Here is a 25,605-nt window from a genome sequence, read left to right as displayed (position 1 = left end):
GGTCGACCGGAAAGCGGAGGCCGCCCCGACGACCAACACCGGGACGGCCTCCGAGAACGGGGTCACACCGTCACGTGATGTCCTTGCGCTGGGTGGCGGCCCACCCGCCCAGGAAGAACAACCCGGTCCACACCAGGAAGATCAACCCGCTCAGCCACCAGTCGAACGCCCCCAACGCCCCCGCGATCGCCCGCATCACGTCCACCAGCTCGTCCGGCACCACGCCCGCGTTGGCCAGGAACAGCGACGACGCGACCGACCCGGTCATGCCGTTCACCGCGCCGTTGGGCAGGAAGCCGATGATCTCCGGCAGGTTCTGCGAGGCCAGCACGAGCTGGATGCCGTTCTCGATGATCAGCATGTAGAGGATCAGCACCACGGTGGTGCCCACCACGCTCGTCATCAGCGCGCCGACGCCCACGCCGAACATCGTCATCAGGATCGACGACAGGACGCCGACCGCGGCCAGCGCCAACCACCCGGCCGGGTCCGGCAGCGCGCCGGAGTCCGAGGTGATCACGATGCCGATGCTCACCGCGGCCACGATCGCGATGCCGTAGATCGCGCCCCACGCCACGTAGACGACCAGCTTCGCGGTCAGCGCGGCGACGCGCGTGGGCGCGGTGAGGAACGTCGTGGTGATCGTCCTGCGGTTGATCTCGTTCGAGATCGCGAGCCCGCCGAAGATCATCGGGAAGATCGTGGCCACGTTGATGCTGCGGGCCATGCCGAACAGCGAGACCTGCCACTGCGCCGGGTCCACCCCGAGCAGCCTGGTCAGCTCCTCGGCCTCCTCGCTGCTGACGACGTCCATGATGCCCTTGCCGATGGCGCCGGTGCCGAGCGCCCAGCCCAGCGCCAGCAGCACGGTCGGGATCAGCAGGCCCCACCACAGACCCGTGGTGGTCGTCTTGCGGAACTCCGCCTTGATCAGGTTGCCCATCACGCACCGCCCCCGAGGCCGCCACCCTGCTGCTGTCCGTACGGGTTGTCCTGCGGCGGCTGCTGGTACCCGGGTGCCTGTGGCGGTTGCTGCGGATAGCCCTGCGGGGGCGTTCCCTGGGGAGGTGTCCCCTGCGGCGGGTAGCCCGCCACCGGCTGGTGGTAGCCCGACGGCGGCTGCTGGTAGCCCGACGGCGGCTGCTGGTACCCCTGCGGCGGGTAACCCGGCTGCTGGTAACCCGGCTGCTGCTGGTACCCGGCCGGCGGCGCGTAGTAGCCGCTGCCCGCGGGCGGGACCGGCGGCTGCTGCCCGTACTGGGCCTGGGCTCCGTACTGGGCCTGGGCCGGCGCCGCGTACTGACCGTTGGTGAGCTGGAAGAACAGGCGCTCCAGGTCGGCCTTCTCCTCCTGGATGCCGTAGATCGACACACCGGCCCTCAGGGCCGTGTCGGCGACCTGCTTGGCCTCCACGCCGGCGACCGCGATCCGGCCGTCGGGCAGCTGCTCGATGCCCGCCACGCCGTCCTCGCGGAGCGCGGCGACCAGCGCCCCGGCGTCCGACGGCTGCACGAGCACGCGGGCCTGCTGCTGGTCGCGCAGGTTGTCCAGCGCCCCGTAGTACATGGTCTGCCCCCGGCTGACGATGACCACCTGGTCCACCGTCTGCTCGACCTCCGCCAGCAGGTGGCTGGAGATCAGCACGGTGCGACCGCTGCGGGCGAACGACTGGAGGAACGTCCGCAGCCAGGCGATGCCCTCCGGGTCGAGGCCGTTGGCCGGCTCGTCGAGCACGAGGACCTGCGGGTCGCCGAGCAGCGCGGTGGCCAGTGCCAACCGCTGCTTCATGCCCAGCGAGAACCCGCCCGCCCGGCGTTCGCCCGCCGCGCCCAGGCCCACCAGCTGGAGCACCTGGTCGGCGCGCGAGTCCGGCACGCCGATCGCCGCCGCGTACACGCGCAGGTGGTTGCGCGCCGAGCGCTTCGGGTGGAAGCCCTGGGCCTCCAGCACCGCGCCCACGACCCGCCCCGGGTTGCCGAGCTGGTGGAACGGCCTGCCGTTGATCAGGCCGATGCCCGCGGTCGGGGTCACCAACCCGAGGAGCATGCGCAGCGTCGTCGTCTTGCCCGCGCCGTTGGGACCGAGGAACCCGGTAACCGAACCGGGTTCCACCGTGAAGCTCAAGTTCTGCACCGCTGCGACCGGACCGAACTGCTTGGTCAAGTTCTGCACCACGATGCGGCCACTGCCGTCGTGCACGCGTCCCTCCCGGAATTGCTCCTACCGGGCGTCATCCTGCCCTAGGAGGGTCAGTCGGGGAGGGCGTGTCGCGGTTTCGAGACCACCGCCGGTATCTCGGTGGTGGTCGCCGCGTCGTTCGGGCGGAGCAGCGGGCGCAGCGGTCGGCGGCGCTCGCGGTGCGGCAGGCCGTCGCCGATGAGGTGCTGGTGGGCCATCGTCCACACCTGGCACGGCCACTTCTTGTGCCGCAGGACGCCGGGGCACGCGCCGCAGCGGCCGTCCGGATCGGGTTGGTGCACGGTCAACAGCAGCCGCCAGCCGTCGGCCAGGCGGTGGATCTCGGACCGCGCCAGCGGCACCAGCGCGTCGGCCTCGCCGCGCTCGGCGACCTCGTCCAGCAGGGCCAGCCGGCGGAGCACGGCGGCCCGGAGCGCCTCGTCCACCCGGTCACATCCTGTCGGCGGCTTGGTCGAGCAGGCGGTGCAACCTGCGGGTCTGCGTGACCGACATCACCGCCGACTCGCCGGGTGGGGCGACCAGCAGGACGCGGTCGTCCTCGACGAGCACGGTCATCGACCGGTCTCTCCCGAAGGGGTCGTGGCAGTCGATCCAGCCCTGTGGTTCGGCCATCGGCACTCCGATCGCGAGGGGCGCGGCGGGGGCGCCGCGCGAGCGGGCGACCCCGTTGCGTAGCGGCGGGGGTCCCGTCCTGTGCATCGGCCGGCACGCCGCCGTGACTTACCCGTGACCCGGGTAATTCACTCATTCGCTTGACCAACCACCACTGTGCGTGGCTACGGAGGTGGGTGACGTGGGCCGGATCGGTGGGTCGCTGGGCAGGACACCCGGTTTCCCGCTAACATTGGAGACGCGGCCCGCTCCCAGTGACCCCCAGGCTGGTTGAGCGGGCCGCCTCGTACGACGAGGGCCCCGCTCACAGCACGTGAGCGGGGCCCTCTCCTCATCCGGATCAGATCTCGGGAGCGGTGAACTCCAGGTCGTGCGCCTCGGCGACCGGCGCGTTGGTCAGCAGGCCCTCGTGGGTGTTCAGGCCGAGCGCCAGCGACGCGTCCGCGCGCAGCGCCGCCCGCCAGCCGTGCTCCGCCAGCGCGACCGCGTGCGGCAGCGTCACGTTGGTCAGCGCGTAGGTCGAGGTGCGCGGGACCGCGCCGGGCATGTTGGCGACGCAGTAGAACACCGAGTCGTGCACCTGGTAGGTCGGGTCGGCGTGCGTGGTCGGCCGGGAGTCGGCGAAGCAGCCGCCCTGGTCGATCGCGATGTCCACCAGCACCGAACCGGGCTTCATCTCGGCCACCAGCTCGTTGGACACCAGCTTGGGGGCCTTCGCGCCGGGCACCAGCACCGCGCCGATGACCAGGTCGGCCTCGCGCACGGCCTGCTCGACCGCGTACCGGTTCGACGTGACGGTGCGCAGGCGGCCCTGGTACAGCGCGTCGATGTGCCGCAGCCGGTCGACGTTGGTGTCCAGGATCTCCACGTCGGCGCCCATGCCCGCGGCGATGCCGGCCGCGTTCAGGCCGGCCACGCCGCCGCCGATGACCACCACCCGCGCCGGGTGCACGCCGGGCACGCCGCCGGGCAGCACGCCCCGGCCGCCGGACGGCTTCATCAGCGAGAACGCGCCCACCTGGGGCGCGAGGCGGCCCGCGACCTCGGACATCGGGGCGAGCAGCGGCAGGGCGCCGTTCGGCGTCTGCACGGTCTCGTAGGCGATGGCGGTGGTGCGGGAGTCCAGCAGCGCCCGCGTCAGCGGCCGGTCGGCGGCCAGGTGCAGGTAGGTGAACAGCACCTGCCCCTCCCGCAGCAGCGGGTACTCCTCGGCGATCGGCTCCTTGACCTTGAGCACCAGGTCGCCCTCGGCCCAGACGTCCTCGGCCGCCGCGAGCACCTTGGCGCCCGCGGCGACGTACTCGTCGTCCGCGATGGCCGAGCCGAGACCCGCGCCCGCCTCGACGAACACGTCGTGACCGCGCGACGCCAGCTCGTGCGCGCCGGCCGGGGTCAGCGCGACGCGGTACTCGTGGTTCTTGATCTCCCGGGGGACTGCGATCCGCACGGTGGACTCCTTCGGCCGGTGTTGTTGCCAAAGGTCGGGTACCCGGGGCGCGGTGTCATCGTGCGCGCCGCACCAACGCGGACCGGCCCGGTTGTGCCGGCGGGACAAGTCGGGGGGCGCGTTGACACCCGTCCGGGCGGCACCTAGCGTGCGGGGCACCCAACTGAACATCGGCCGCGGCGCCCCACGACGGCGCCGGAACCCGCGCGGGAGAGACCTCGTTCGTTCGAGGCGCCGAAGGAGCAAGCACCCCGCACACTCTCAGGCAGCGAGAACCGCGCGCGGTGAGGCGACTCTGGAAAGCGCACCCCGAGTCCGGGGCGCGCACCCACGGTGCAAGCCGCGCCCGCGGCGAAGCTCTCAGGTCCCAGGACAGAGTGGGGACCGGACCTTCACCACAGGGAGCGCTGACGTGACCTTTCCGGAGAACCTGCTGTACACGCCCGAGCACGAGTGGGTCGACTGGGCACCCGGCACCCGGGAGCCCGTGTCGGTCGGCATCACCTCGTACGCGGCCGGCTCGCTGGGCGACATCGTGTTCGTCGAGCTGCCCGCCGTGGGCACGCGCGTCGCGTCCGGCGAGGTGTGCGGCGAGCTGGAGTCGACCAAGTCGGTGAGCGACCTGTACGCGCCGGTCGGCGGTGAGGTCGTGGAGGTCAACGCGGCGGCGGTCGACGACCCGTCGTTGATCAACAACGACCCGTACGGCGCCGGCTGGCTGTTCAAGGTGGCCGTCGAGGACGCCACCGGGCTGCTGACCGCCGCGAAGTACGCGGAACTGACCGAGGCCTGATCGTGGCGATCAGCGTGTTCGACCTGTTCTCCGTGGGCATCGGTCCGTCGAGCTCGCACACGGTCGGGCCGATGCGCGCGGCGACGATGTTCGTGGACCGCCTGGGCGCACGAACGAGTTCAGTCGACCGAGTGCACGTGGAGCTGTTCGGGTCACTCGGCGCGACCGGTCACGGGCACGGCAGCCCCATGGCCGTCCTGCTCGGCCTGGAGGGCCACCGGCCCGAGGACGTGGACCCGGTGGCCGCCTCCGCGCGGGTCGCGGAGGTCCGGGCGACCGGGCGGCTGCGGCTCGGCGGCGCGCACGAGATCCGCTTCACCGAGGACACCGACCTGGTGATGCACCGGCGCAAGTCGTTGCCGCTGCACCCCAACGGGATGCGCTTCGAGGCGTTCGCCGGGGCCACGCCGGTGGACTCGGCCGTCTACTACTCGGTGGGCGGCGGCTTCGTGGTCGACGAGACCGCGTCCGGCAGTGACCGGATCAAGCCGGACAGCACGCCGCTCGCGCACCCGTTCCGCACCGGGGACGAGCTGCTCGCGCGGACCCGGGAGACCGGGCTGCCGATCAGCGGGGTGATGCTGGCCAACGAGCGGTCGTGGCGCGGCGAGGCCGAGGTCCGGTCGGGCCTGCTGCACATCTGGCAGGTCATGCAGGAGTGCGTGGAGCGGGGCTGCACCGAGACCGGCGAACTGCCCGGCGGGCTCAAGGTGCGGCGGCGGGCGGCCGAGATGAGGGCCGGGCTGACCGCCGAGCACTACGCCACCGACCCGCTGCGGGTGATGGACTGGGTGACCCTGTTCGCGCTGGCGGTCAACGAGGAGAACGCCGCCGGCGGTCGCGTCGTCACCGCCCCCACCAACGGCGCGGCCGGCATCGTGCCCGCGGTGCTGCACTACTACACGAGGTTCGTGCCGGGCGCGTCCGACGAGGGCGTGGTGCGGTTCCTGCTCACGGCGGGCGCGATCGGCGTGCTGTTCAAGGAGAACGCGTCGATCTCCGGCGCCGAGGTCGGTTGCCAGGGCGAGGTCGGCTCGGCCTGCTCCATGGCCGCCGGCGGTCTCGCCGAGGTGCTCGGGGGCACGCCGGAGCAGGTCGAGAACGCGGCCGAGATCGCGATGGAGCACAACCTCGGGCTGACCTGCGACCCGATCGGCGGGCTCGTGCAGATCCCGTGCATCGAGCGCAACGCGCTGGCCTCGATCAAGGCCATCACGGCGGCGCGCATGGCGCTGCGGGGCGACGGGTCGCACTTCGTGTCCCTGGACAAGGTCATCAAGACCATGCGGGAGACGGGCAAGGACATGCACCACAAGTACAAGGAGACGGCCCGCGGCGGCCTGGCCGTGAACGTCATCGAGTGCTGACCCGGTCCGCTCGCGCCACCTCGGTGCGCGGAGCGGGGCTTCGGTTATCGTGCCGTCATGCCCGATCATTTATCCGCTCGGCCTCGACCGGTCGCACGGTCGAGGCCGAGCGGGCGTGTGACGCGCACCGTCGTGGGGCGCCGGGAACGCGCTGCGAAGGGCGATGACCGACCACTGCCGCCTCGTAACGGTGATCGCGAGAACAACGCGCTGTCCGGTTATCTGCTCACCGCGTTCTCGTTCGTGCTCGGTGCGACCGCGCTGCTGAGCTTCGCGCGGTGGAACATGTCCACGGCGCTCGTGCTGGCGAAGACCCTCAACTTGGCCTCGATCGGGTTGTTCTACGCGTACTTCATGCTGCCGTTGCTGGCTGTCTACGGTGCGGCCTGGTACTCGGTGTCGGAATCCGCTCTGCGCAGACCGCTGAGGCACGCGGTGCCCGTGCTGCTCGGGGCCCTCGCGCTGGTGTTCGCCACTCAGCCCTTGGGGAGGACGCTGCCCTACCTGGTCCCCCTGGTGGTGCCGGTGTTCCGTCTCTTTGCCCGGCGAAGTCGTTGGATGCTGGTGGCCATCCGACGGTGCGTCGCAGGGTTCGTCATCATCGCCTTCCTTTTCGTCACGGCGGTGGGCCGCGTCTCCTGGCTGCCCCTGGAGATGGTCACGACGGACCAGGGCGAGGTTCGCACCGGGTGGGTGCTGGAGTCCGGTGACCACGACCTGACGTTCATGGACGAGCGCGACGACCACGCGCAGATCATCAGGCAGAACGTGATCGTGAGCCGCACGCTGTGCGAGGGCAAGGGGCCGAACGATCGCGGGCACTACCCGGCTCTGGTCCTGTTACTGGACCCGGAGCGCAGGTCCGGCCTGCCGGCCTGTTGAACGGGTCGTCCCGCCATCAGGTGACGGGACGACCTCGGAACAGGACTACGGCAGGGCGGCTTCGATCGCCTTCACGACCTCGTCGGCCTCGGGGTCGGTGGCCGGGCGGAAGCGGGCGACTACCTCGCCCGTCGGGGACAGCAGGAACTTCTCGAAGTTCCACTGCACGTCCCCGGCCTTGCCGTCGGCGTCCTCGGTGGGGGTCAGCTCGGCGTACACCGGGTGCCGCGACGGGCCGTTGACGTCGATCTTCTCGTACAGCGGGAAGGTGACGCCGTAGGTCGTCGAGCAGAAGGTGGCGATCTCCTCCGCCGTGCCCGGCTCCTGGCCCATGAACTGGTTGCACGGGAAGCCGACCACCGAGAAGCCGCGCTCCGCGTAGCGCTCCTGGAGCCGCTCCAGGCCCTCGTACTGCGGCGTCAGCCCGCACTTCGACGCCACGTTGACCACCAGCAGCGCCTTGCCCGCGTGCTCGCCCAGGCTGGACTCCTCACCCGCGAGGGTGCGCACCGGGATGTCGTGGATGCTCATGTCGAGAGGCTACGTGCCGCCACGCCGCGCCCGCCGCACCGAGGAACGCCGCGGCTGCGGGGACCGCTGCGGGCAGGAGCAGGGCCACGGACGCGCACGCGGTCACCGCGTAGGCCGTCGCCGCCGAGGCGAGCAGGTTGTCGCCGGACTCCGCGGCCAGGCCGAGCAGCACCACCGCGACCAGGATGAACGGGGTCGCGGACGGCAGGGCCTGGGCCAGTGCGGTCGTGCCCGCCACGGCCACCGGCAGGGCGGCCACGCCCAGGTCGTGCCGCCGCCACAGGACCGCGGCCACCGACAGCAGCACGAGGCCGAGGACGAGGGCGGCCGGACCGTCCGACAGCGGGGGGAGGTCGGTGGGCAGCACGGCCGCGGTCAGGGCGGTGGCGGCCAGGACGGCGGACACCGCCGCGCCGACCAGGTCCGGCCGCCAGGTGGTGGCGAGCACGCCGAGGGCGAGCGCCACCGGCCAGTGGCCCGTCCAGGCGGGCACCAGCGACACCACGCCGAAGCACAGGAGGGTCGGCGCGGTGGCCCCGCTCCCCGACAGGTCTGTCACGTCCCCGAGTGTCCCAGGCGGTCAAGGGCGACGGGGGCGTCCGCCCACCGGTGGGGGCGGAACCCGGGAACCGGTCGGGAGCAGCGTGTTCGCGGCGCTGTTTCACCACTGTGAACTTCGTTGACGGTTCGCCCGCGGATTCCCTACCGTCAGCGCCGGAGGTCCGAGGACCTCCGGAACCCGTGGAGGGGCCCACGACGTCGGCGGCGGTGTCGTGGGCCCCTCCACGGGTGTCCTCGCGAAGGGGCGGGGATCAGAAGTCGAACACGGGGCCGGTCTCGGCGCGCAGGACGCACGGGTTCGGGAACTCCGCCTCGAACCAGCGGTCCTCACCCCGCCACGTCCCGGTCGCCCTCACCCGGACGGGGTCGTACTCCAGGGTGCAGATCACGTCGCCCCCGGTGGAGAGCCGACCGACGTCCCCGTCCACAAGGGACAGCGCGTCGCACGCCCGGTCCGCCCGGGGGTGCAGGCCGCCGGGGGGTTCGCACGTCAGGTTGACGATCTGGAGCGATTCACCCCGCTGCACGTTCAGCACGAAGCTCGACTCCGGCGAGGAGACGAGTGGGGCCAGCGCGGCCATCGCCGCGAGGAAGGGGAGTGGTGCCATGCCACCACGATGCTGGGCGTGGCACCGCTCCCTCCAGCGATCTCACCGGATCGTGTGGTGTGTTCAACGGTTCCCGTGGTCGAGCGGCCCTGCGGTCGGGGCGTCGACGCGGTCGACTCCGCGACCTCGTCGCGCGCCTGGGCGGATGTGCGGACCGTGATTGTGACATCGCTCACGGTCACGCTCACCCGTCGGGGCGCCGGGCCAGGGTGGGGGGATGGCTACCGGGGTGGCGACGTCGAAAGTGCGCAGGGTGGCGCTGGCGAGCTCGGCCGGCAACGCGGTGGAGCTGTACGACTTCCTGCTCTACGGGACGGCGTCCGCGCTCGTGTTCGACAAGCTGTTCTTCCCGTCCTTCGACCCGCGGATCGGCACGCTGCTCGCGTTCGCCACGTTCGGCGCCGGCTTCCTCGCCCGGCCGCTCGGCGGCGTCGTGATCGGGCACTTCGGCGACCGGATCGGGCGGCGGTCGATGCTCGTGCTCACGCTCACCGCGACCGGCGTGTGCACCGCGCTGATCGGGTTGCTGCCGACCTACTCGTCCATCGGGATCGCCGCGCCGCTGCTGCTCGTGCTGCTGCGCCTGGTGCAGGGCTTCTTCCTCGGCGGGGAGCAGGGCGGGGCCACGCTGATGGCGGTCGAGCACGCGCCGCCCGGCCGCACCGGGTGGTACGGCAGCTGGACGTTCCTCGGGTCGCCCCTGGGGCTGCTGCTGGCCAACGGCGCGATGGCCGCGTCCACCGCCGTGTCCGGCGACGCGTTCCTCGACTGGGGCTGGCGGGTGCCGTTCCTGCTCAGCCTCGTGCTGGTCGGCGTCGGCCTGTACGTGCGGCTGTCGGTGGAGGAGAGCCCGGAGTTCCGCGCGGCCCGCGAGTCGCGCGGCACGGTCCGGCTGCCGGTCGCCGAGGTGCTGCGCCGGTCGTGGCGGACGGTGCTGCTGGGCGCGGGCGTGAACCTCGGCTTCACCATGTTCATCTTCGTCGTGGCCACGTTCGCCGTGTCGTACGGGACCAGGCAGCTCGGGATGACCCGCGCGACGCTGCTCAACGCCGGGCTGATCGGCGCGTTCACCCAGGCGGTGGCCATCCTGGTGTTCGCGCGGCTGTCCGACCGGGTCGGCCGGCTGCCGGTGATGCTCGGCGGCGCGGTGTTCCTGGGGCTGTACGCGTTCCCGTTCTTCCGGCTGCTGGAGACCCGGTCGACCGGGTTGGTGGTGCTCGCGATGGTGCTGGCGTTCACCGGGTCGGCCGCGCTGTTCGGGCCGATGCCCGCCTACTACGCGGAGCTGTTCGGCACGCGGGTCCGCTACAGCGGCGTGTCGTTGAGCTACCAGCTGGGCGCGGTGCTGGGCGGCGGGCTGTCCCCGATCGTGGCGACGTGGCTGCTGGGCGCCACGCCGACGCACGACTCGTGGCCGATCTCGCTCTACCTGGTCGCCGGGGCGCTGGTCAGCGCCCTGTGCCTGCTGGGCATCGGCGAGACGTCGCGGCGCGGCGCCGGTTCAGCCCGGTAGCGGGATCGCGTCACCCGTCCGGGCGGACTCGAACGCCGCCTCCACGACCTCCAGGCCGGTGATCGCGTCCGCCACCGGGACGGGCGCCCGCCCGGCGGCCACGGCCGCGTAGAACTCCTGGTAGGCGCCGGGCTCGGTCGGCACGCGGGTGCCGCCCAGCAGGCCCCACCGCTCCTCGGGTTCCTCGCCCCACCCCGGCCCGCCGGGCACCGCGCCCGCCTTGAGCGCCTCCTCCTGCGGGTCCATCCCGTCCTTCACGTACGCCGCCCGGTCGCCCAGCACCCGGAAGCGCGGGCCCGGCGCCCCCGCCAGCGCCGACGCCCACAGGTGCGACACGGCGCCGGACGGGTGGGTCAGCGCGAGGAACGCGTCGTCGTGCGCCCTGACGCCCCGCCGCAGCGCCCGCACCTCCGCGTACACGCGGGTCGGCCGGCCGAACAGCGCCACCGCCTGGTCCACCAGGTGCGTGCCCAGGTCGTAGACGATGCTGCCGAGGTCGGCCGGGTCGCCGGACTCCTTCCAGCCGTCCTTCGGCTCGGGCCGCCACCGCTCGAACCGCGACTCGAACCGGTGGACCGCGCCGAGCGCGCCGTCGCCGACGAGCCGCGCGACGGTGCGGAAGTCCCCGTCCCACCGCCGGTTGTGGAACGGGGCCAGCAGCAGGCCGCGCGCCGCCGCCAGCCCGGCCAACTCCCGCGCCTCCGCCGCCGACCCGGCGAACGGCTTGTCCACCACCGCGTTCAGCCCGTGCTCCAGCGCGGTGCGCGCGTGCCCGGCGTGGAAGCGGTTCGGGGTGGTCACCACGACGAGGTCGAACTCGTCCGCCCGCGCCCACACCCCGTCCGCCGACGGGACGACCTCGGTGCCGGGGTAGCGGGCCGCGACCTCGGCCGCCCGGTCGGCGTTGCCGGTGACCACGGCGGTCAGCTCCAGGTCCGGCGAGGAGGACAGGAAGGGTGCGTGGAACGCGGCTCCGCCGAGCCCGTACCCGATCAGTGCGGTGCGCATGGTCCCGAACCCTAGGCGTCCCAGCACGTGGACGCCCTGTCGCGGACGGTGGACCGTTGCTACGTTCAGCCGCACGGGTCTGCTGGTGCACCTCGACGCGCGAACCCCGCGCGCGTCGCCGGCACGGCCGCCTGACAGGGAGCTCACGCATGTCCTGGTCCTTCGACACCCGGCAGGTCCACTCCGGCGCCGCGCCCGATCCCGCCACGGGCGCGCGCGCCACGCCGATCTACCAGACCACCTCGTTCGTGTTCCGCGACACGGCGCACGGCGCCGCGCTGTTCAGCCTCGCCGAGCCGGGCAACATCTACACCCGCATCAACAACCCGACGCAGGACGTGCTGGAGCAGCGGGTCGCGGCGCTGGAGGGCGGCGTGGCGGCGGTCGCGTTCGCGTCCGGCCAGGCGGCGGAGACCGCGACGATCCTCAACCTCGCCCGCGCGGGCGACCACTTCGTGGCCAGCGCGTCCCTCTACGGCGGCACGTACAACCTGTTCCACTACACGCTGCCCAAGCTCGGCATCGAGGTGTCCTTCGTGGACGACCCCGACGACCTCGACGCCTGGCGGGCAGCCGTGCGGCCGAACACCAAGCTGTTCTTCGCGGAGTCGCTGGCCAACCCGCGCAGCAACGTGCTGGACGTCGAGGCGGTCGCCGCGCTCGCGCACGAGAGCGGCGTGCCGCTGGTCGTGGACAACACCGTGCCCACGCCGTACCTGCTCCGACCGCTGGAGCACGGCGCGGACATCGTGATCCACTCCGCCACCAAGTACCTCGGCGGGCACGGCAACGCGGTCGCGGGCATCGTCGTGGACGGCGGGAAGTTCGAGTTCTCCGACGCGGCGAGGTTCCCCGACTTCAACGAGCCGGACCCCAGCTACCACGGCCTCCGGTACTGGCCGGCGCTCGGCCACGGCTCGTTCGCCGCGAAGCTGCGCGTGCAGGGGCTGCGCGACACGGGTGCGGCGATCGCGCCGCTGAACAGCTTCCTGATCCTCCAGGGCATCGAGACGCTGTCGCTGCGCCTGGAGCGGCACTCGGCCAACGCGCTGGAGCTGGCCCGCTGGCTGGAGTCGCGCGACGAGGTGGAGAAGGTGCACTACGCGGGCCTGGAGTCCAGCCCGTGGAACCACCTGGCGCGGAAGTACCTGCCGAACGGCGCGGGCGGCATCGTGTCGTTCGAGCTGCACGGCGGCGTCGAGGCGGGACGGGCGTTCGTGGACGCGCTGGAGCTGTTCAGCCAGCTCGCGAACATCGGTGACGTGCGCAGCCTCGTCATCCACCCGGCCAGCACCACGCACAGCCAGCTCACGCCCGAGGAGCAGGTCGTCGCGGGCGTCACGGCCGGCCTCATCAGGCTCTCGGTGGGCATCGAGGGCGTGGAGGACCTCAAGGCCGATCTGGAGACGGGCTTCCGGGCCGCCAAGTCGGTGCTGTGAGCTTCGGGTCCACGGGTTCGGGCTCCACGGGTTCCGGGTCCACTGTCGGGGAGACCCCTCCCGCCGCCGGCGGGTGGCGGGAGGGGGACCCGAACGGGCGACGCCGGTGGTTCCGCGGCGAGCTGCCGGGCGAGCCGGCGCTGCCGCTGTCGATCGCCTACGAGACGTGGGGCGAGCCGAACGCCGACCGGTCGAACGCCGTGCTCGTGCTGCACGCGCTGACCGGGGACAGCCACGTGGCGGGCGGCGTGGAGCCGGGCCACCCGACACCGGGTTGGTGGGACGGCCTGGTCGGCCCCGGCCGCGCGCTGGACCCGGCCGAGTGGTTCGTGGTGGCGCCGAACGTGCTGGGCGGGTGCCAGGGCACCACCGGACCGTGGTCGACCGCCCCGGACGGCGAGCCGTGGGGGCCGCGGTTCCCGCGCGTGTCGGTGCGCGACCAGGTGGCCGCCGAGGTGCTGCTGGCCGACCACCTGGGCGTGGCGTCGTGGGCCGCCGTGCTCGGCGGCTCGATGGGCGGGATGCGGGCGCTGGAGTGGGCGGTGACCGCGCCCGAGCGGGTGCGGAACCTGCTGGTGCTGGCGGCGCCCGCGTCGTCGTCGGCGGACAACATCGCGCTGGCGTCGGCCCAGCTGCACGCCCTCCGGCTGGACCCGGTGGGCGGTCTCGGCGTGGCGCGGCGCATCGCGCACCTCAGCTACCGCAGCGAGGCGGAGCTGTCCGCCCGCTTCGGCCGCGAGGTGCAGGCGGACGGCCGGTACGCGGTGGAGTCGTACCTGGACCACCACGCGGCGAAGCTCGTGCGCCGGTTCGACCCGGAGAGCTACGTCGTGCTGACGGAGGCGATGAACGGCCACGACGTGGGCCGTGACCGGGGTGGCGTGCGCGAGGCGCTGTCCCGGGTCACCGCGCGCACGATCGTGGCGGGCATCGACTCCGACCGCCTCTACCCCCTGGCCCGCCAGGCCGAGATCGCCGACGCCGTCCCGGGCGCCGGCGACGTGCGCGTGGTGACCTCGCCGTACGGGCACGACGCGTTCCTGATCGAGGTGGACCAGATCGCCAAGCTCCTGACCGAGCTCCTGACCCCCTGACCCCGGGGGTCGGACTCTCGGGTGGCCGGTCGTGATGATCACCCGTACGGGTGACAAGGCGGCTCGGTGGCGCGTCGGGGCTACTCGTCGAGCGCGGTGGCGATCCACGGCGCCACCGGCAGGTCGCGCACCTCGCACTCCAGGGCGAGCTTCACCGTCCAGCGCAGGGCCTGGAGCACGACCGTCGCCAGCTCCTGCGGCTGCCCGTTGGCCAGCGCGATCTCGATCTGCTCGGCGGCGGCCTCCTGGTCGCCGTGCACCTCGGCGAGCAGCGTGCGGATCGCGGTGCGGACCGGCGGGTCCGCGTCGTCGATCGGCACCTCCTGGCCGTCCTCGTCGAAGACCTGCATCTTCACCGGCGTCGCGCCGCCCGAGCCGAGCGCGGCGACCATGTCGCTGCACTCGGAGAACAGGAGCAGCACCAGCTCTCTGATCTCCTCGTCCCCCTCGGGGGAGCCACTGAGGTAACCGGTCACCAGGTCGACCGCGACAGCGTCCTCCCCGACCTTGGTGGCGGTCAGGGCCTCACCGGCCACGGCGCGGAGCCGTGACCAGCGGTCGGGGTCCTGGTGCGGGTGCATTCAGCCATCTTCCAACACGGAGTAGGGGTTCTCGCGCTCTGCCGTACTGCCTACCCGGTGGTGTCAGTTCTAGGCAACGCCTTGTCCGCCGGGGTGCTACTCCGGTATGACACCCCCGGGTCGCATGTGCGCGGGGCCCCACCCGCCTGGCATCGGCCCCGTGATCCGCACCCTCCTCCAGGTCGTGCCGCTGCGCGACCGCACGCGGGTCTTCGCGGACTTCCGGCACCGGCGGTCCGCCTGGGCGGCGGTGGTGCTCTACGGCCTGGTCGTGGCCACCGCGCAGAGCGTGGAGTACGCCTCGAACAACGACCCGGACGGCTGGTGGCCGCTGCTGTTCGCACTCGTCGGGGGCACGTTCGCGCTCATGCTGCGCTCGACGCTGGCGGCCTGGCGGCTGGCCACGGCCGGCCTGGTCGCGACGAGGCTGCTGCTGGACTCCGAACCGGCGATCCTGGGACCCACGAGTTGGTGCTGGTACATCCCGGTGATGCTCGCCGTGGGCATGATCCACAGCGGTCGCGTGGTGGTCGCCGTGGGCTTGCTCACGTCCGCCGCGGTGTTCCTGGCAGGCGCCCTGGGCGACCTCGACCACTTCCCGGCCACGATCGGCACGCTGCTGATCCTGCTGCTCCTCGGGTACGCGTTCGGCGCGCGAGGCCGGGCCGAGCAGCGGTTCCACGACGAGCGCGACGCCAAGGCCGCCCTCGAGGAGCGGGCCCGCATCGCGCGCGAGATGCACGACGTCGTGGCGCACCACATGTCGATGGTCGTGGTGCGGTGCGAGACGGCCCCCTGCCGGCTGCCCGGCCTGCCCGACGGCGCGCGGCGCGAGTTCGCCGAGCTGGGCGAGGCCGCGCGGGCCGCGATCACCGACATGCAGCGGCTGCTGGGGTGCTGCGGGCCGCCGGGCAGAGCGCCGACCGCCTGCCCCAGCCCGGTCTGGCCGACATCCGGTCGCTGCACGCCGACGCCGTCGTGGCCGACGCCGAGGTGCCGGGCGCGGTGGGGCTGACCGCCTACCGGGTGGTGCAGGAGGCGTTGACCAACGCGGCGCGGCACGCCCCCGGTTCCACCGCGTCGGTGGTGGTCGAGCTGGTGGGTGGCGAGCTGCGGGTGGTCGTCCGCAACACGGCGGGCGGACCGCCGCGCGGCGGCGGTGGCGGCGGGCACGGGCTGCCGGGCATGCGGGAACGGGTGGCGGTGCACGGCGGTTCGCTGACCGCCGTGCCGACGGAGGACGGCGGGTTCGAGGTGCGGGCGGCGGTTCCTGTGGTGCGGCGGTGATCCGGGTGCTGGTGGTCGACGACCAGGAGATGGTGCGGGAGGGCTTCTCGGCACTGCTCGACGCGCAGCCGGACATCACCGTCGTCGGCTCGGCGGGGGACGGCGCGGCGGGCGTGGCCGAGGTGCGGCGGCTGCGGCCGGACGTCGTGCTCATGGACGTCCGCATGCCGGAGGTGGACGGGCTCACCGCCATCCGGCTGCTCGCCGACGACCCGGTCACGGTGCTCGTGCTGACCACGTTCGACCTGGACGACTACGTCTACGAGGCGCTGCGCGCCGGGGCCGGCGGGTTCCTGCTCAAGCACGCCCCGGCCAGCGAGCTGCTCAACGCGGTGCGCGTCGTGGCGCGCGGCGAGGCGCTGCTGGCGCCGTCGGTGACCAAGAGGCCCATCGAGGACTTCGTCGAGGCCCAGCCGGTGCGCCCGGTGCGCCCCGCCGCGCTGGACGCGCTGACCGAGGTGCTGCGGCTCGTGGCCCAGGGCCTGTCCAACACCGAGATCGCCGCCCACCTCGTGCTGGCCGAGCAGACGGTGAAGACGCACGTGAGCCGGGTGCTGATGAAGCTCGCCCTGCGGGACCGGGCGCAGGCCGTGATCGCGGCCCACGAGTCGGGGCTCGTGGTACCGGGGTAGCGCCCGTTCGCGGGTACTCCGGGGTGACGACCGGCGGCACGTCACCTCCCTGGCTTTCCCGGCGTGACGAAGACGATCGCGCTGCTCGTGGCGCTGCTGGTGCCGGCGACGCCCGCCGGGGGAGACCCGCCGCCGTTCACCCCGCGCGTCGAGGTGGTCGGCGACCTGGCGCGGGCGGCGCACGTGGCGGTCCTCGTGCCGGGGTCCGATGTGGACGAACGGCGGTTCACCGCGGCGGTGGGCCGGATGGCCCGCGAGCTGTTCGCCGCGGCCGGGCGCGACGACCTGGCCGTGGTCGCCTGGCCGGGCTACCGGACGCCGTCCGGGCTCGGCGTGGACGCGGCCTCCGGCCGGTTGGCCCGCGCCGGGGCCGGGGCGCTCGGCGGGTACCTGCGCGGGCTGCCCGGCCGGGTGCGCCTGGTGTGCCACAGCTACGGCTCCGTGGTGTGCGGGCTCGCCCGGCCGCTGGTGGCCGACGTGGTGCTGCTGGGTTCGCCGGGCGTGCGCGCCGACTCGGCCGCCGAGCCGGGCGGCCGGGTGCGGGCGGCACGCGGCGCGCGGGACTGGACGAGGTGGGTCCCGGGGGTGCGGGTGGGCGACCTCGGGCACGGGGTGGACCCGGCGTTCGGGGCCCGGGTGTTCGACGCGGGGGACGCGGCGCACGACGGGTACTTCACGCCCGGGTCGCCGTCGCTGCGCGCCCTCGCCCGGCTCGTGGTGGGGGAGTCGCCGTGACGGGTCGGGACCCCCGGGTCGACGCGACGCGCGCGCTCGCGGTCGTCGGCGTGGTGCTGGGCCACTGGCTCGTCACCGCGCTGGTGCTCACCGACGACGGGCTGGTGGTGGACAGCCCGCTGCGGTGGGTGCCGGAGCTGGCCCCGGCGTGCTGGGTGCTCCAGGTGCTCGGCCTGTTCTTCTTCACCGGCGGGTTCGGGGCGGCCCGCTCGACCACGCCGTGGTGGTCGAGGGCGCGCCGGCTGCTGCCGCCGGTCGCCGGGCCGCTCGCCGTGCGGGCGGTCGTCCTGTTCGGGCTGTCGGTGCGCGGCCTGCCGCAGGGGACCGTGTGGAACACCGGGTACGCCGTCGTCACGCCGCTGTGGTTCCCCGGCGTGTACGTGCTGCTGCTGGCGGCCACCCCGCTGATGGCGCGGCTCGGCTGGTGGGGCGTCGCGCTGCCGGTCGCGCTGGTCGCGGTGGACGCCTGGTGGGCCGGCCCGGGCTGGGTGAACGTGCTCGCCGTGTGGTGGGCGCCGTGGCAGGTGGGCGTGCTGGTGGCCCGGCACGGGTGGCGCCGCTCGTGGGGTGCGGCGCTGCTCGGGACCGGCGCGGTGGCGTTCGCCGCGCTGCTGGGCCCCGGCCACCCGGCCTCTGCGGTCGGCGTGCCCGGCGCGGCCGAGTCGAACCTGTCGCCGCCCTCGGCCGCCGCGCTGGCGCTCGCGCTGGCCCGAGTGGGCCTGGTGCTGCCGGTGCGGCCGGCGTTCCGCGCCCCGGCTCACCGGCGGCGCCGCCGGTCTTCCTGCTGCACCAGAGCGCGCTGCTCGTGGTCACGCTCGTCGGCTCTGCGTTCGGCCCGCTGCGTGGCCTGCACACGCCGCCGTCGGACGCGCTACGGGTGCTGGAGCGCCTGACGTGGCTGCCGGTGTTCGGCTGCGTGCTGCTGGTCCTGCTTCGGTATGGCGGCCAGCAGCGCCGCCGCGATCGTCGCGCCGTGCAGCGCGACCACGGCCGCCGTGGGCTCCAGGACCAGCAGCGGCGGGACGCAGGCCAGCGCGGTGAGCAGCCAGGGCTTGCGGCCGTGGCAGGCGCCGGTGTGCGCGGCGTGCAGCAGGTACCAGCCGAGCAGCAGGTGGATGAGGTTCTGCAGCGGGTCGACCTCGATCACGACGAGCGTGCCCGCCGCGCCGGCGAACCCGGTCACCACGAACCCGAGGACGCCCAGCACGCCGTAGCCCACGCCGAGGGTGGCGGCCAGCCGGGTGCGGTGGGTCTCCCGGCCTCGGCCGAGGTCGGGCAGGCCGTTCCGCTCGAAGCGGTGGAACAGCAGCAGCACGGGCAGGAGCAGCAGCACCAGCACGGCCAGCCAGCGGGGCCGGGTGACGACCCAGTCGAACGCCGCGCGTCCGTCGAGCACCCCGAGAACGCCGACCAGCGCGGCCAGGGCGGTCAGGTAGCCGAGGTAGACCGTCATCGGGGCGGCGCGGGCGAAGTCCACGACCTGCCGCTGCCGGTGCCCCTCCAGCCAGGCGGTGACGCGGTCCCGCAGCAGCAGGACGACGCAGATCTGCGCGAGGCCGAGCACGAGCAGGCACACCGTGGGCGGGCTGAGGTTCGACGCCCGCTCGCCGGGCAGCGCCATCATGGTGCGCGGGTAGCCGCCGAACGTGATCAGCGCCAGTAGGGCGGGCACGGCGGCCAGCGCGAGCGTGGCGAGGACCCGGCGCGTCACGCGCCGCAGGCCGCCGTCCGCGTAGTGGAAGCCGACCTGCTGGAGCAGCAGCGCGCCGAGCACCAGGTTCAGGTAGCCGCCGCTGCGCCAGCCGAACCCGATGCGGCAGGCGTCGACGGCGATCATCAGCGCGACCAGGCCGACCGGCGCGAGCAGCCGGGCGTTGCGGTGCAGCCACGCCATGACCGGGGTCGCGGCGACCGCCACCAGGTAGAGCCCGAGGAACCACAGCGGGTGGGCGATCAGCCGCCCGAACATCTCCACCCGCGACTTGTCCACGTCCAGCAGTTCCAGCGGCAGCGGCAGGACCAGCCAGGCGAGCACGAACGCCAGCACCGGCCGCAGCAGCCACGAGATCCGCGCGGCCAGGTACCGCCCGTACCCGCCGTGGTCGGCCTGCACGGCCCGCCAGCTGAGCAGGTTCGCCTGGCCGCCCGCGAAGTAGAAGACCGGGATCGCCTGGAGGAGCCAGGTGAGCAGCCACAGCCAGTTCGCGCTGACGCCCGCCCAGTGCAGCACGGTGAGCGTCGACTGGCCGAGCACCACCATGCCGAGCGCGGCGAGCCGCAGGAACGTCGCGTACCGGTCGGGGGCGGGCCGCGGCCGCGGTTCCGGGTCCGGTTCGCGCCGGCGCGGCAGCCGTGCCACCAGCAGGAACACCACGACGGCGCTGCCGAAGCCCCACGCGAGCACCGGCTCGTGACCGGGCGGCCCCCACCGCTGCCGCCACGAGTTGAACTCCAGGCCCGCCGCGTACAGCCGCGCGGTGGCGTGGCACCGCGCGCCGTTGCCGCGCGGGTTCGCGTCGCACTGGGCGTGCATGTCCCGGGAGAGCCGGGCGTCGAGCGACTTGCGGGCGTCCCGGTCGAGGGGGCGGCCCTTCCGCTCGGCGTACCGGAGGAGGTCGTAGCCGAGGTCGTGGGCCCGGCAGCCCGTGCCGAAGTCCCACTCGGTGTCGCCGGCGGGGCCGGAGCACCCCCCGTTCGGGTCGATGGCGCGGGTGGTGCCGTCGGGTGCGGTGACGACCCGCGGGTCGCGCCCGACGACGCGGTCGAAGTCCTCGGGGAAGGCGAGCAGCGGGTTGGCGTCGCCGGGGTCGGCCATCGCCTCGACGGCGCGCGCCGCGGTCGCCACGTCGCCGGTCAGCGGGCCGGGGTCGGTCGCCCCGACGGGGCGGGACGCGATCACGCCGCACGCGAACACGGCGAGCGCGACCAGGACGAACCGGAACCAGGTCGGTAACCGGGCGAGCAACCGGAGACCCGGCCACCCCCCGGTGTCGCTGCGCGCCGCCGTGTCGTTCATCGGCGGTCCAGGTTACGGACGCGCATCGGTGGCCGCCAACCCCCTGTCCCCCTGCCACGTGGTGGGGCCTGCCCCACCGCCGGCGGTGGGACGGGTCAGGCCACCGTGCCCGACAGCGAGGCCAGGGCCATCCGCGACAGCAGCTCCGCCATCTGGTCCCGGTCCAGGTGGGCGCTGTGCGGGGTCGAGTTGATCAGGCCGAACACGGCGTGCGCGGCGGCGCGGGCGGTGGGCTCGTCCACCTCCGGCGAGGTCTTGCGGATCGTCTCGACCCACACCTCGACGTACCGCCGCTGCAACGCGCGCACCCGGCGGCGGTCCGGGTCGGTCAGGTTGGCCAGGTTCCGGATCTGCACGGTGATCAGCGCCGGGTCGTCCAGGGCGAAGTCCACGTGCCACCCGATCAGCTCGCGCAGCGCGTCCGCCGGTCCGGACGACGTCTCCACGCGCGCCACGCCGCCCTCCAGCAGCCGCTCGCTGATCTGAGTCAGCATCTCGCCGAGCATCGCGTCCTTGCTGCGGAAGTGGCGGTAGAGGGCGGGACCGGAGATGCCGACCGCCGCGCCGATGTCGTCGATGCCCACGCCGTGGAAGCCGTGCCTGGCGAACAGCTCGGCGGCGGCGGCCAGGATCTGGTCGCGGCGGGATTGCTTCACGGGCTCGGCTGGCACGCCGCCCATCTTAAGCGGCCCGCCCCACAGGCGTAAACGTTCGTTAACCGGGCTGTCGGCAGGACATTGTTTACTCACCGTGGTTATAACCCGTTAACTATTAACTTTTCCTATTTGCGCGGCTCTACCTGCTGGTAACTCTTGACGTGCTCCGCATCACACCTGCGTTGTTTCCCTCCGGGAGGCTCCGATGCGCCTTGTCCGCACCCTGTCGAGCGCCGCGCTGGCCATAGTCGCGTCGCTCGCCCTCGTCGTGCCGGCCGAAGCGGCCGCCGCCAACTACGTCGCCCTCGGCGACTCCTACTCCTCCGGGACGGGCACCGGCTCGTACTACTCCGACTCCGGGGGCTGCAAGCGCAGCCAGTACAGCTACCCGGCGCTGTGGGCGGCCTCGCACGCGCCCGCGTCGTTCAAGTTCGTCGCCTGCTCGGGCGCGCGCACCGGCGACGTGCTGAACAACCAGATCGGCTCGGTCACCGCGACGACCTCCCTGGTCAGCATCTCGATCGGCGGGAACGACGCCGGGTTCACCGACGTGATCACCACCTGCACGTTCGGCACCGACTCGACCTGCGCCAACCGGGTCAACCAGGCCAAGGCGTACGTCTCGGGCACCCTGCCGGGCCTGCTGGACAACGTCTACGCCCAGATCCGCGGCCGCGCCCCGTCGGCCACCGTCGTCGTGCTCGGCTACCCGCGCCTCTACAAGGTCCCCGGTTCCTGCAACGTGGGCCTGAGCGACACCAAGCGCGCCGCGATCAACTCGGCCGCGGACGCCCTGCACACCGTCATCTCGGCGCGGGCGGGCGCGAAGGGCTTCGCCTACCGCGACCTGCGCGGCGCGTTCGCCGGTCACGAGATCTGCTCCGGCGACTGGTGGCTGAACAGCCTGTCGTGGCCGGTCGAGGAGTCCTACCACCCGAACCGCAACGGTCAGCGGCTCGGCTACCTGCCGCAGTTGAACGCCGTCACCGGCTGAGTCGGGTCACCACCGCGGAGGGGGTCGCCACGGCGGCCCCCTCCCGCTTGTGACCGGGGGTTAACAAGCGCTAACATCTCCTCGCGTTAACGACGGCTAACCGCGAGGAGCGTGATGGACGCCCCGGTGCTGCGCAGCACGGCCGACAAGTCGGCCGACGCCTTCCGGCGCTACCACGACGAGCACAGCGCGCTCGTCCACGACCTGCGCGCCAAGCTCCGCCAAGCCGCCCTGGGCGGTCCGGAGAAGGCCCGCGCCCGCCACGTGGCCCGCGGCAAGCTGCTGCCGCGCGACCGCGTCGACACCCTCCTGGACCCCGGCTCGCCGTTCCTGGAGCTGTCCCCGCTGGCCGCCGACGGCATGTACGGCGACGAGGCCCCGGCCGCCGGCGTCATCACCGGCGTCGGCCGCGTCTCCGGCCGCGAGGTCGTGGTCGTCGCCAACGACGCCACCGTCAAGGGCGGCACCTACTACCCGATGACGGTCAAGAAGCACCTCCGCGCCCAGGAGGTCGCGCTCCACAACAACCTCCCGTGCGTCTACCTGGTGGACTCCGGCGGCGCGTTCCTGCCGAAGCAGGACGAGGTGTTCCCGGACCGCGAGCACTTCGGCCGCATCTTCTTCAACCAGGCCACGATGTCCGCCCGCGGCATCCCGCAGGTCGCGGCGGTGCTCGGCTCGTGCACGGCGGGCGGCGCGTACGTGCCCGCCATGTCCGACGAGGCGGTGATCGTGCGCGGCCAGGGCACGATCTTCCTCGGCGGCCCGCCGCTGGTGAAGGCCGCCACCGGCGAGGTCGTCACGGCCGAGGAGCTGGGCGGCGGCGAGCTGCACTCGCGCACCTCCGGCGTCACCGACCACCTCGCCGAGGACGACGGGCACGCGCTGCGCGTCGTCCGCTCCATCGTCTCCACCCTCGGCCCCCGCGCGCCGCGCCCCTGGCGGGTCGAGCCGAGCGTCGAGCCGGTCGTCGACCCGGCCGAGCTGTACGGCGTCGTGCCGACCGACAGCCGCACCCCGTACGACGTGCGCGAGGTGATCGCGCGCGTCGTCGACGGCAGCCGGTTCCAGGAGTTCAAGAAGGAGTACGGCACGACGCTCGTCACCGGGTTCGCGCGCATCCACGGCCACCCGGTCGGCATCGTCGCCAACAACGGCGTGCTGTTCGGCGAGTCCGCGCTCAAGGGCGCGCACTTCGTCCAGCTGTGCGACCAGCGGTCCGTGCCCCTGGTGTTCCTCCAGAACATCAGCGGGTTCATGGTCGGCCGCGAGTACGAGGCCGGGGGCATCGCCAAGCACGGCGCGAAGATGGTCACGGCGGTGGCGTGCGCGCGGGTGCCGAAGTTCACCGTCGTCATCGGCGGCTCGTTCGGCGCGGGCAACTACTCGATGTGCGGCCGGGCGTACTCGCCCCGGTTCCTGTGGATGTGGCCGAACGCCCGCATCTCCGTCATGGGCGGCGAGCAGGCCGCGTCCGTGCTCGCCACCGTGCGGCGCGACCAGCTCGGCGACGAGTGGTCGGCGGAGGACGAGGAGGCGTTCAAGGCGCCGATCCGTCAGCAGTACGAGGACCAGGGCAACCCGTACTACTCCACCGCGCGCCTGTGGGACGACGGCGTGATCGACCCGCTCGACACGCGCACCGTCCTCGGCCTGGCCCTGTCCACGGCGGCCAACGCCCCGATCGAGCCGGTGTCCTACGGCGTCTTCCGGATGTGATGGCGATGTTCGAGTCGGTACTGGTGGCCAACCGCGGTGAGATCGCCGTCCGCGTCATCCGGGCCCTGAGGGCCCACGGCATCCGCTCCGTCGCCGTGTACAGCGACGCCGACGCCGACGCCGCGCACGTGCGGCTGGCCGACGAGGCGGTGCGGCTCGGCCCGGCGGCGGCCCGGGAGAGCTACCTCTCGATCGAGAAGGTCGTCGAGGCCGCGCTGTCGACGGGCGCCCGGGCGGTGCACCCCGGCTACGGCTTCCTGGCCGAGAACGCCGAGTTCGCCCGCGCCTGCGACAAGGCGGGGCTGGTGTTCATCGGCCCGCCCGCCGAGGCGATCGAGGCGATGGGCGACAAGATCCGCGCCAAGCTGACCGTCGCGGCGGCCGGGGTGCCGGTCGTGCCGGGCCGCACCGAGGTCGGCATGACCGACGACGACCTGGTCGGCGCGGCCGCCGAGATCGGTTTCCCGGTGCTGCTCAAGCCGTCCGCGGGCGGTGGCGGCAAGGGCATGCGGCTGGTCCGCGAGCCGGGGGCGCTGCGCGACGCGATCGAGTCCGCCCGGCGCGAGGCGCGCGGGTCGTTCGGCGACGACGCGCTGCTCATCGAGCGGTTCGTCGGCAACCCCCGGCACGTCGAGATCCAGGTGCTGGCGGACGCGCACGGCGGCGTCGTGCACCTCGGCGAGCGCGAGTGCAGCCTCCAGCGGCGGCACCAGAAGATCATCGAGGAGGCCCCGTCACCGCTGCTCACCCCCGAGGTCCGGGAGGCCATGGGCCGGGCGGCGGTGGAGGCGGCGCGGTCCGTCGGGTACGTCGGCGCGGGCACCGTGGAGTTCATCGTCGACGGCGCCTCCGGCGACTGGTTCTTCATGGAGATGAACACCCGGCTCCAGGTCGAGCACCCGGTGACCGAGCTGGTCACCGGCGTGGACCTGGTCGAGCAGCAGCTGCGGGTGGCGGCGGGCGAGCCGCTGGGGTTCACCTCGGTCGAGTTGACCGGGCACGCCGTGGAGGCCCGCGTCTACGCCGAGGACCCGTCCCGCGGTTTCCTGCCCACCGGCGGCACCGTGCTGCTGCTGGAGGAGCCGGCGGACGTGCGGGTCGACTCGGCGTTGCGCGTCGGGCTGACCGTGGGCAGCGACTACGACCCGATGCTGGCCAAGGTGATCGCGCACGGCGCCACCCGGGCCGAGGCGCTGCGCCGGCTGCACGCCGCGCTGGGCCGGTTCACGCTGCTGGGCGTGACCACGAACGTGCCGTTCCTGCGGGCGCTGCTGACCGACCCGGACGTGCGGGCGGGCGACCTCGACACCGGGCTGGTGGAGCGCAAGCTCGACTCGCTGGTGGCCGTCGACCGGCCCGACGAGGTGCCGGCCGCCGCCGCCCTGGAGCGGCAGCTCGCCCTCGCGGGCGACGACGGCGACCCGTGGGCGCGGTCCGACGGCTGGCGGCTCGGCGACCGCGCGTGGACCCGGTGGCTGATCGACGGCGTCGAGGTGCGGGTGCGCGGCGACGAGGTGTCGGTCGCGGACGGCGAACCGGCGCGGTACGCGGTCCGGGTCGAGGGCGACCGGCTGGTCGTGGGCGGCCGGCGGTACGCGATGGCCCGGGACGGGGACGTGCTGTGGCTCGGCCGGGACGGGCACGCGTGGGCGTTGACCGAGACCAGGCCGTCCGAGGTCGCCGCGTCGGGCGCCGCCGGTCGCGGCGGTCCGGTCACCAGCCCGATGCCCGGCACGGTGCTCGTCGCGCGGGCCGCGCCGGGCGACGAGGTGACCGCCGGGCAGGCGTTGTTCGTGGTCGAAGCGATGAAGATGGAGCACACCGTCACGTCACCCGTGGCCGGCGTGCTCACCGAAGTGCACGTCCGGGAGGGCCAGCAGGTCGCCCTGGACCAACCCCTGGCCGTCGTCGTGCCCCACGAGGAGTGAGCG

26 protein-coding genes and 1 riboswitch are annotated in these 25,605 nt (G+C 73.4%); of the genes, 14 read left to right on the top strand and 12 right to left on the bottom strand.

Annotated features, from left to right (window positions below; translation table 11 throughout):
• Positions 1 to 70: 70 nt before the first annotated feature.
• The 5 genes from CKY47_RS24485 to ald form a co-directional block, all read right to left on the bottom strand.
• The gene (locus CKY47_RS24485) at positions 71 to 943 is read right to left on the bottom strand and encodes an ABC-2 transporter permease (RefSeq protein ID WP_306748427.1); all 873 of its coding nucleotides are present in this window, start codon (positions 941 to 943) and stop codon (positions 71 to 73) included.
• On the bottom strand, positions 943 to 2,199 hold the full coding sequence (locus tag CKY47_RS24480; protein WP_306748426.1) for an ABC transporter ATP-binding protein: 1,257 nt from the start codon (positions 2,197 to 2,199) through the stop codon (positions 943 to 945). Before CKY47_RS24480 ends, CKY47_RS24485 begins: the two co-directional genes overlap by 1 nt.
• A 50-nt stretch (positions 2,200 to 2,249) precedes the next feature.
• Entirely contained in the window at positions 2,250 to 2,624 is a 375-nt protein-coding gene (locus CKY47_RS24475) for a hypothetical protein (RefSeq protein ID WP_306748424.1), read from the bottom strand.
• 4 nt (positions 2,625 to 2,628) lie between these two features.
• Positions 2,629 to 2,811 carry a hypothetical protein gene (locus tag CKY47_RS24470; protein WP_041315353.1) on the bottom strand — a complete coding sequence of 61 codons (183 nt, stop codon included), beginning with the start codon at positions 2,809 to 2,811 and terminating at the stop codon, positions 2,629 to 2,631.
• Between the two features lie 340 nt (positions 2,812 to 3,151).
• Complete coding sequence (gene ald, locus CKY47_RS24465; RefSeq protein ID WP_306748423.1) at positions 3,152 to 4,258, bottom strand: alanine dehydrogenase; 1,107 nt, start codon at positions 4,256 to 4,258, stop codon at positions 3,152 to 3,154.
• 197 nt (positions 4,259 to 4,455) lie between these two features.
• Positions 4,456 to 4,546: riboswitch (glycine riboswitch) on the top strand.
• Between the two features lie 124 nt (positions 4,547 to 4,670).
• Here ald and gcvH point away from each other — a divergent pair.
• From gcvH to CKY47_RS24450, 3 genes are all read left to right on the top strand, one after another.
• Positions 4,671 to 5,051, top strand: a complete 381-nt coding sequence (gcvH, locus tag CKY47_RS24460; RefSeq protein WP_306748422.1) for a glycine cleavage system protein GcvH — start codon at positions 4,671 to 4,673, stop codon at positions 5,049 to 5,051.
• 2 nt (positions 5,052 to 5,053) lie between these two features.
• Positions 5,054 to 6,418 carry an L-serine ammonia-lyase gene (locus CKY47_RS24455; RefSeq protein ID WP_306748419.1) on the top strand — a complete coding sequence of 455 codons (1,365 nt, stop codon included), beginning with the start codon at positions 5,054 to 5,056 and terminating at the stop codon, positions 6,416 to 6,418.
• Positions 6,419 to 6,535: 117 nt separating this feature from the next.
• The gene (locus tag CKY47_RS24450) at positions 6,536 to 7,300 is read left to right on the top strand and encodes a hypothetical protein (RefSeq protein ID WP_306748418.1); all 765 of its coding nucleotides are present in this window, start codon (positions 6,536 to 6,538) and stop codon (positions 7,298 to 7,300) included.
• Positions 7,301 to 7,345: 45 nt separating this feature from the next.
• Here CKY47_RS24450 and CKY47_RS24445 read toward each other — a convergent pair whose 3' ends face one another.
• The 3 genes from CKY47_RS24445 to CKY47_RS24435 all read right to left on the bottom strand — a co-directional run bounded on the left by CKY47_RS24445 (position 7,346) and on the right by CKY47_RS24435 (position 9,000).
• Positions 7,346 to 7,831 carry a glutathione peroxidase gene (locus CKY47_RS24445; RefSeq protein ID WP_306748417.1) on the bottom strand — a complete coding sequence of 162 codons (486 nt, stop codon included), beginning with the start codon at positions 7,829 to 7,831 and terminating at the stop codon, positions 7,346 to 7,348.
• Positions 7,791 to 8,390: a hypothetical protein gene (locus CKY47_RS24440; RefSeq protein ID WP_306748416.1), complete on the bottom strand. Its 600-nt coding sequence runs from the start codon at positions 8,388 to 8,390 to the stop codon at positions 7,791 to 7,793. The genes CKY47_RS24445 and CKY47_RS24440 overlap by 41 nt, the downstream gene beginning before the upstream one ends.
• A gap of 253 nt (positions 8,391 to 8,643) precedes the next feature.
• Positions 8,644 to 9,000, bottom strand: a complete 357-nt coding sequence (locus CKY47_RS24435; protein ID WP_306748415.1) for an SSI family serine proteinase inhibitor — start codon at positions 8,998 to 9,000, stop codon at positions 8,644 to 8,646.
• A gap of 217 nt (positions 9,001 to 9,217) precedes the next feature.
• Between CKY47_RS24435 and CKY47_RS24430 the strand changes: the two genes are divergently transcribed.
• The gene (locus tag CKY47_RS24430; RefSeq protein WP_306748414.1) at positions 9,218 to 10,513 is read left to right on the top strand and encodes an MFS transporter; all 1,296 of its coding nucleotides are present in this window, start codon (positions 9,218 to 9,220) and stop codon (positions 10,511 to 10,513) included.
• Here the strand turns inward: CKY47_RS24430 and CKY47_RS24425 are convergent.
• A complete protein-coding gene (locus CKY47_RS24425) occupies positions 10,502 to 11,521 on the bottom strand; it encodes a Gfo/Idh/MocA family protein (protein ID WP_306748412.1) in 1,020 nt (339 codons plus the stop codon). The genes CKY47_RS24430 and CKY47_RS24425 overlap by 12 nt on opposite strands.
• 149 nt (positions 11,522 to 11,670) lie before the next feature.
• On the opposite strand from CKY47_RS24425, the gene CKY47_RS24420 reads away from it, so the two are divergent.
• On the top strand, positions 11,671 to 12,960 hold the full coding sequence (locus CKY47_RS24420; RefSeq protein WP_306748411.1) for a bifunctional o-acetylhomoserine/o-acetylserine sulfhydrylase: 1,290 nt from the start codon (positions 11,671 to 11,673) through the stop codon (positions 12,958 to 12,960).
• On the top strand, positions 12,957 to 14,054 hold the full coding sequence (gene metX / locus CKY47_RS24415) for a homoserine O-acetyltransferase MetX (protein WP_306748410.1): 1,098 nt from the start codon (positions 12,957 to 12,959) through the stop codon (positions 14,052 to 14,054). Before CKY47_RS24420 ends, metX begins: the two co-directional genes overlap by 4 nt.
• 80 nt (positions 14,055 to 14,134) lie before the next feature.
• On the opposite strand, the gene CKY47_RS24410 is transcribed toward metX, so the two are convergent.
• Entirely contained in the window at positions 14,135 to 14,635 is a 501-nt protein-coding gene (locus CKY47_RS24410) for a hypothetical protein (RefSeq protein ID WP_306748408.1), read from the bottom strand.
• Positions 14,636 to 14,795: 160 nt separating this feature from the next.
• On the opposite strand from CKY47_RS24410, the gene CKY47_RS24405 reads away from it, so the two are divergent.
• The 5 genes from CKY47_RS24405 (at position 14,796) to CKY47_RS24385 (ending at position 18,182) form a co-directional block, all read left to right on the top strand.
• A complete protein-coding gene (locus tag CKY47_RS24405) occupies positions 14,796 to 15,650 on the top strand; it encodes a histidine kinase dimerization/phosphoacceptor domain-containing protein (RefSeq protein ID WP_306748407.1) in 855 nt (284 codons plus the stop codon).
• Positions 15,614 to 15,922, top strand: coding sequence for a sensor histidine kinase (locus tag CKY47_RS24400; RefSeq protein ID WP_306748406.1), 309 nt, complete (start codon positions 15,614 to 15,616; stop codon positions 15,920 to 15,922). The genes CKY47_RS24405 and CKY47_RS24400 overlap by 37 nt, the downstream gene beginning before the upstream one ends.
• A complete protein-coding gene (locus CKY47_RS24395) occupies positions 15,919 to 16,554 on the top strand; it encodes a response regulator (RefSeq protein WP_306748404.1) in 636 nt (211 codons plus the stop codon). Before CKY47_RS24400 ends, CKY47_RS24395 begins: the two co-directional genes overlap by 4 nt.
• A gap of 63 nt (positions 16,555 to 16,617) precedes the next feature.
• A complete protein-coding gene (locus CKY47_RS24390; protein ID WP_306748403.1) occupies positions 16,618 to 17,289 on the top strand; it encodes an alpha/beta hydrolase in 672 nt (223 codons plus the stop codon).
• Entirely contained in the window at positions 17,286 to 18,182 is an 897-nt protein-coding gene (locus CKY47_RS24385) for an acyltransferase family protein (RefSeq protein WP_306748402.1), read from the top strand. Before CKY47_RS24390 ends, CKY47_RS24385 begins: the two co-directional genes overlap by 4 nt.
• On the opposite strand, the gene CKY47_RS24380 is transcribed toward CKY47_RS24385, so the two are convergent.
• Positions 18,161 to 20,305 carry a phospholipase A2 gene (locus CKY47_RS24380; RefSeq protein ID WP_306748401.1) on the bottom strand — a complete coding sequence of 715 codons (2,145 nt, stop codon included), beginning with the start codon at positions 20,303 to 20,305 and terminating at the stop codon, positions 18,161 to 18,163. The two genes, CKY47_RS24385 and CKY47_RS24380, sit on opposite strands and share 22 nt — an antisense overlap.
• A gap of 95 nt (positions 20,306 to 20,400) precedes the next feature.
• Positions 20,401 to 20,976 (bottom strand): SACE_7040 family transcriptional regulator, encoded by a 576-nt coding sequence (locus tag CKY47_RS24375; RefSeq protein ID WP_306748400.1) that lies wholly within the window; start codon positions 20,974 to 20,976, stop codon positions 20,401 to 20,403.
• Between the two features lie 190 nt (positions 20,977 to 21,166).
• On the opposite strand from CKY47_RS24375, the gene CKY47_RS24370 reads away from it, so the two are divergent.
• From CKY47_RS24370 to CKY47_RS24360, 3 genes are all read left to right on the top strand, one after another.
• Positions 21,167 to 21,955: an SGNH/GDSL hydrolase family protein gene (locus CKY47_RS24370; protein ID WP_306748399.1), complete on the top strand. Its 789-nt coding sequence runs from the start codon at positions 21,167 to 21,169 to the stop codon at positions 21,953 to 21,955.
• Positions 21,956 to 22,069: 114 nt separating this feature from the next.
• Positions 22,070 to 23,674 (top strand): carboxyl transferase domain-containing protein, encoded by a 1,605-nt coding sequence (locus tag CKY47_RS24365; RefSeq protein ID WP_306748397.1) that lies wholly within the window; start codon positions 22,070 to 22,072, stop codon positions 23,672 to 23,674.
• 5 nt (positions 23,675 to 23,679) lie between these two features.
• A complete protein-coding gene (locus tag CKY47_RS24360) occupies positions 23,680 to 25,602 on the top strand; it encodes an acetyl-CoA carboxylase biotin carboxylase subunit (protein ID WP_306748396.1) in 1,923 nt (640 codons plus the stop codon).
• Positions 25,603 to 25,605: the final 3 nt, after the last annotated feature.

It is taken from the genome of Saccharothrix longispora, assembly GCF_030852425.1.
GTDB classification, from domain to species: domain Bacteria; phylum Actinomycetota; class Actinomycetes; order Mycobacteriales; family Pseudonocardiaceae; genus Actinosynnema; species Actinosynnema longispora.
Note: the sequence above shows the minus strand (reverse complement) of the source record. Positions and strands in the feature narration are given on the sequence as shown.

What these genes read in the sequence shown, in the direction of transcription:
- CKY47_RS24485 (WP_306748427.1), bottom strand. Translation starts at nt 943, where the DNA reads ATGGGCAACCTGATCAAGGCGGAGTTCCGCAAGACGACCACCACGGGT.
- CKY47_RS24470 (WP_041315353.1), bottom strand. Translation starts at nt 2,811, where the DNA reads ATGGCCGAACCACAGGGCTGGATCGACTGCCACGACCCCTTCGGGAGA.
- CKY47_RS24445 (WP_306748417.1), bottom strand. Translation starts at nt 7,831, where the DNA reads ATGAGCATCCACGACATCCCGGTGCGCACCCTCGCGGGTGAGGAGTCC.
- CKY47_RS24435 (WP_306748415.1), bottom strand. Translation starts at nt 9,000, where the DNA reads ATGGCACCACTCCCCTTCCTCGCGGCGATGGCCGCGCTGGCCCCACTC.
- CKY47_RS24430 (WP_306748414.1), top strand. Translation starts at nt 9,218, where the DNA reads ATGGCTACCGGGGTGGCGACGTCGAAAGTGCGCAGGGTGGCGCTGGCG.
- CKY47_RS24425 (WP_306748412.1), bottom strand. Translation starts at nt 11,521, where the DNA reads ATGCGCACCGCACTGATCGGGTACGGGCTCGGCGGAGCCGCGTTCCAC.
- CKY47_RS24420 (WP_306748411.1), top strand. Translation starts at nt 11,671, where the DNA reads ATGTCCTGGTCCTTCGACACCCGGCAGGTCCACTCCGGCGCCGCGCCC.
- CKY47_RS24410 (WP_306748408.1), bottom strand. Translation starts at nt 14,635, where the DNA reads ATGCACCCGCACCAGGACCCCGACCGCTGGTCACGGCTCCGCGCCGTG.
- CKY47_RS24380 (WP_306748401.1), bottom strand. Translation starts at nt 20,305, where the DNA reads ATGAACGACACGGCGGCGCGCAGCGACACCGGGGGGTGGCCGGGTCTC.
- CKY47_RS24370 (WP_306748399.1), top strand. Translation starts at nt 21,167, where the DNA reads ATGCGCCTTGTCCGCACCCTGTCGAGCGCCGCGCTGGCCATAGTCGCG.
- CKY47_RS24365 (WP_306748397.1), top strand. Translation starts at nt 22,070, where the DNA reads ATGGACGCCCCGGTGCTGCGCAGCACGGCCGACAAGTCGGCCGACGCC.
- CKY47_RS24360 (WP_306748396.1), top strand. Translation starts at nt 23,680, where the DNA reads ATGTTCGAGTCGGTACTGGTGGCCAACCGCGGTGAGATCGCCGTCCGC.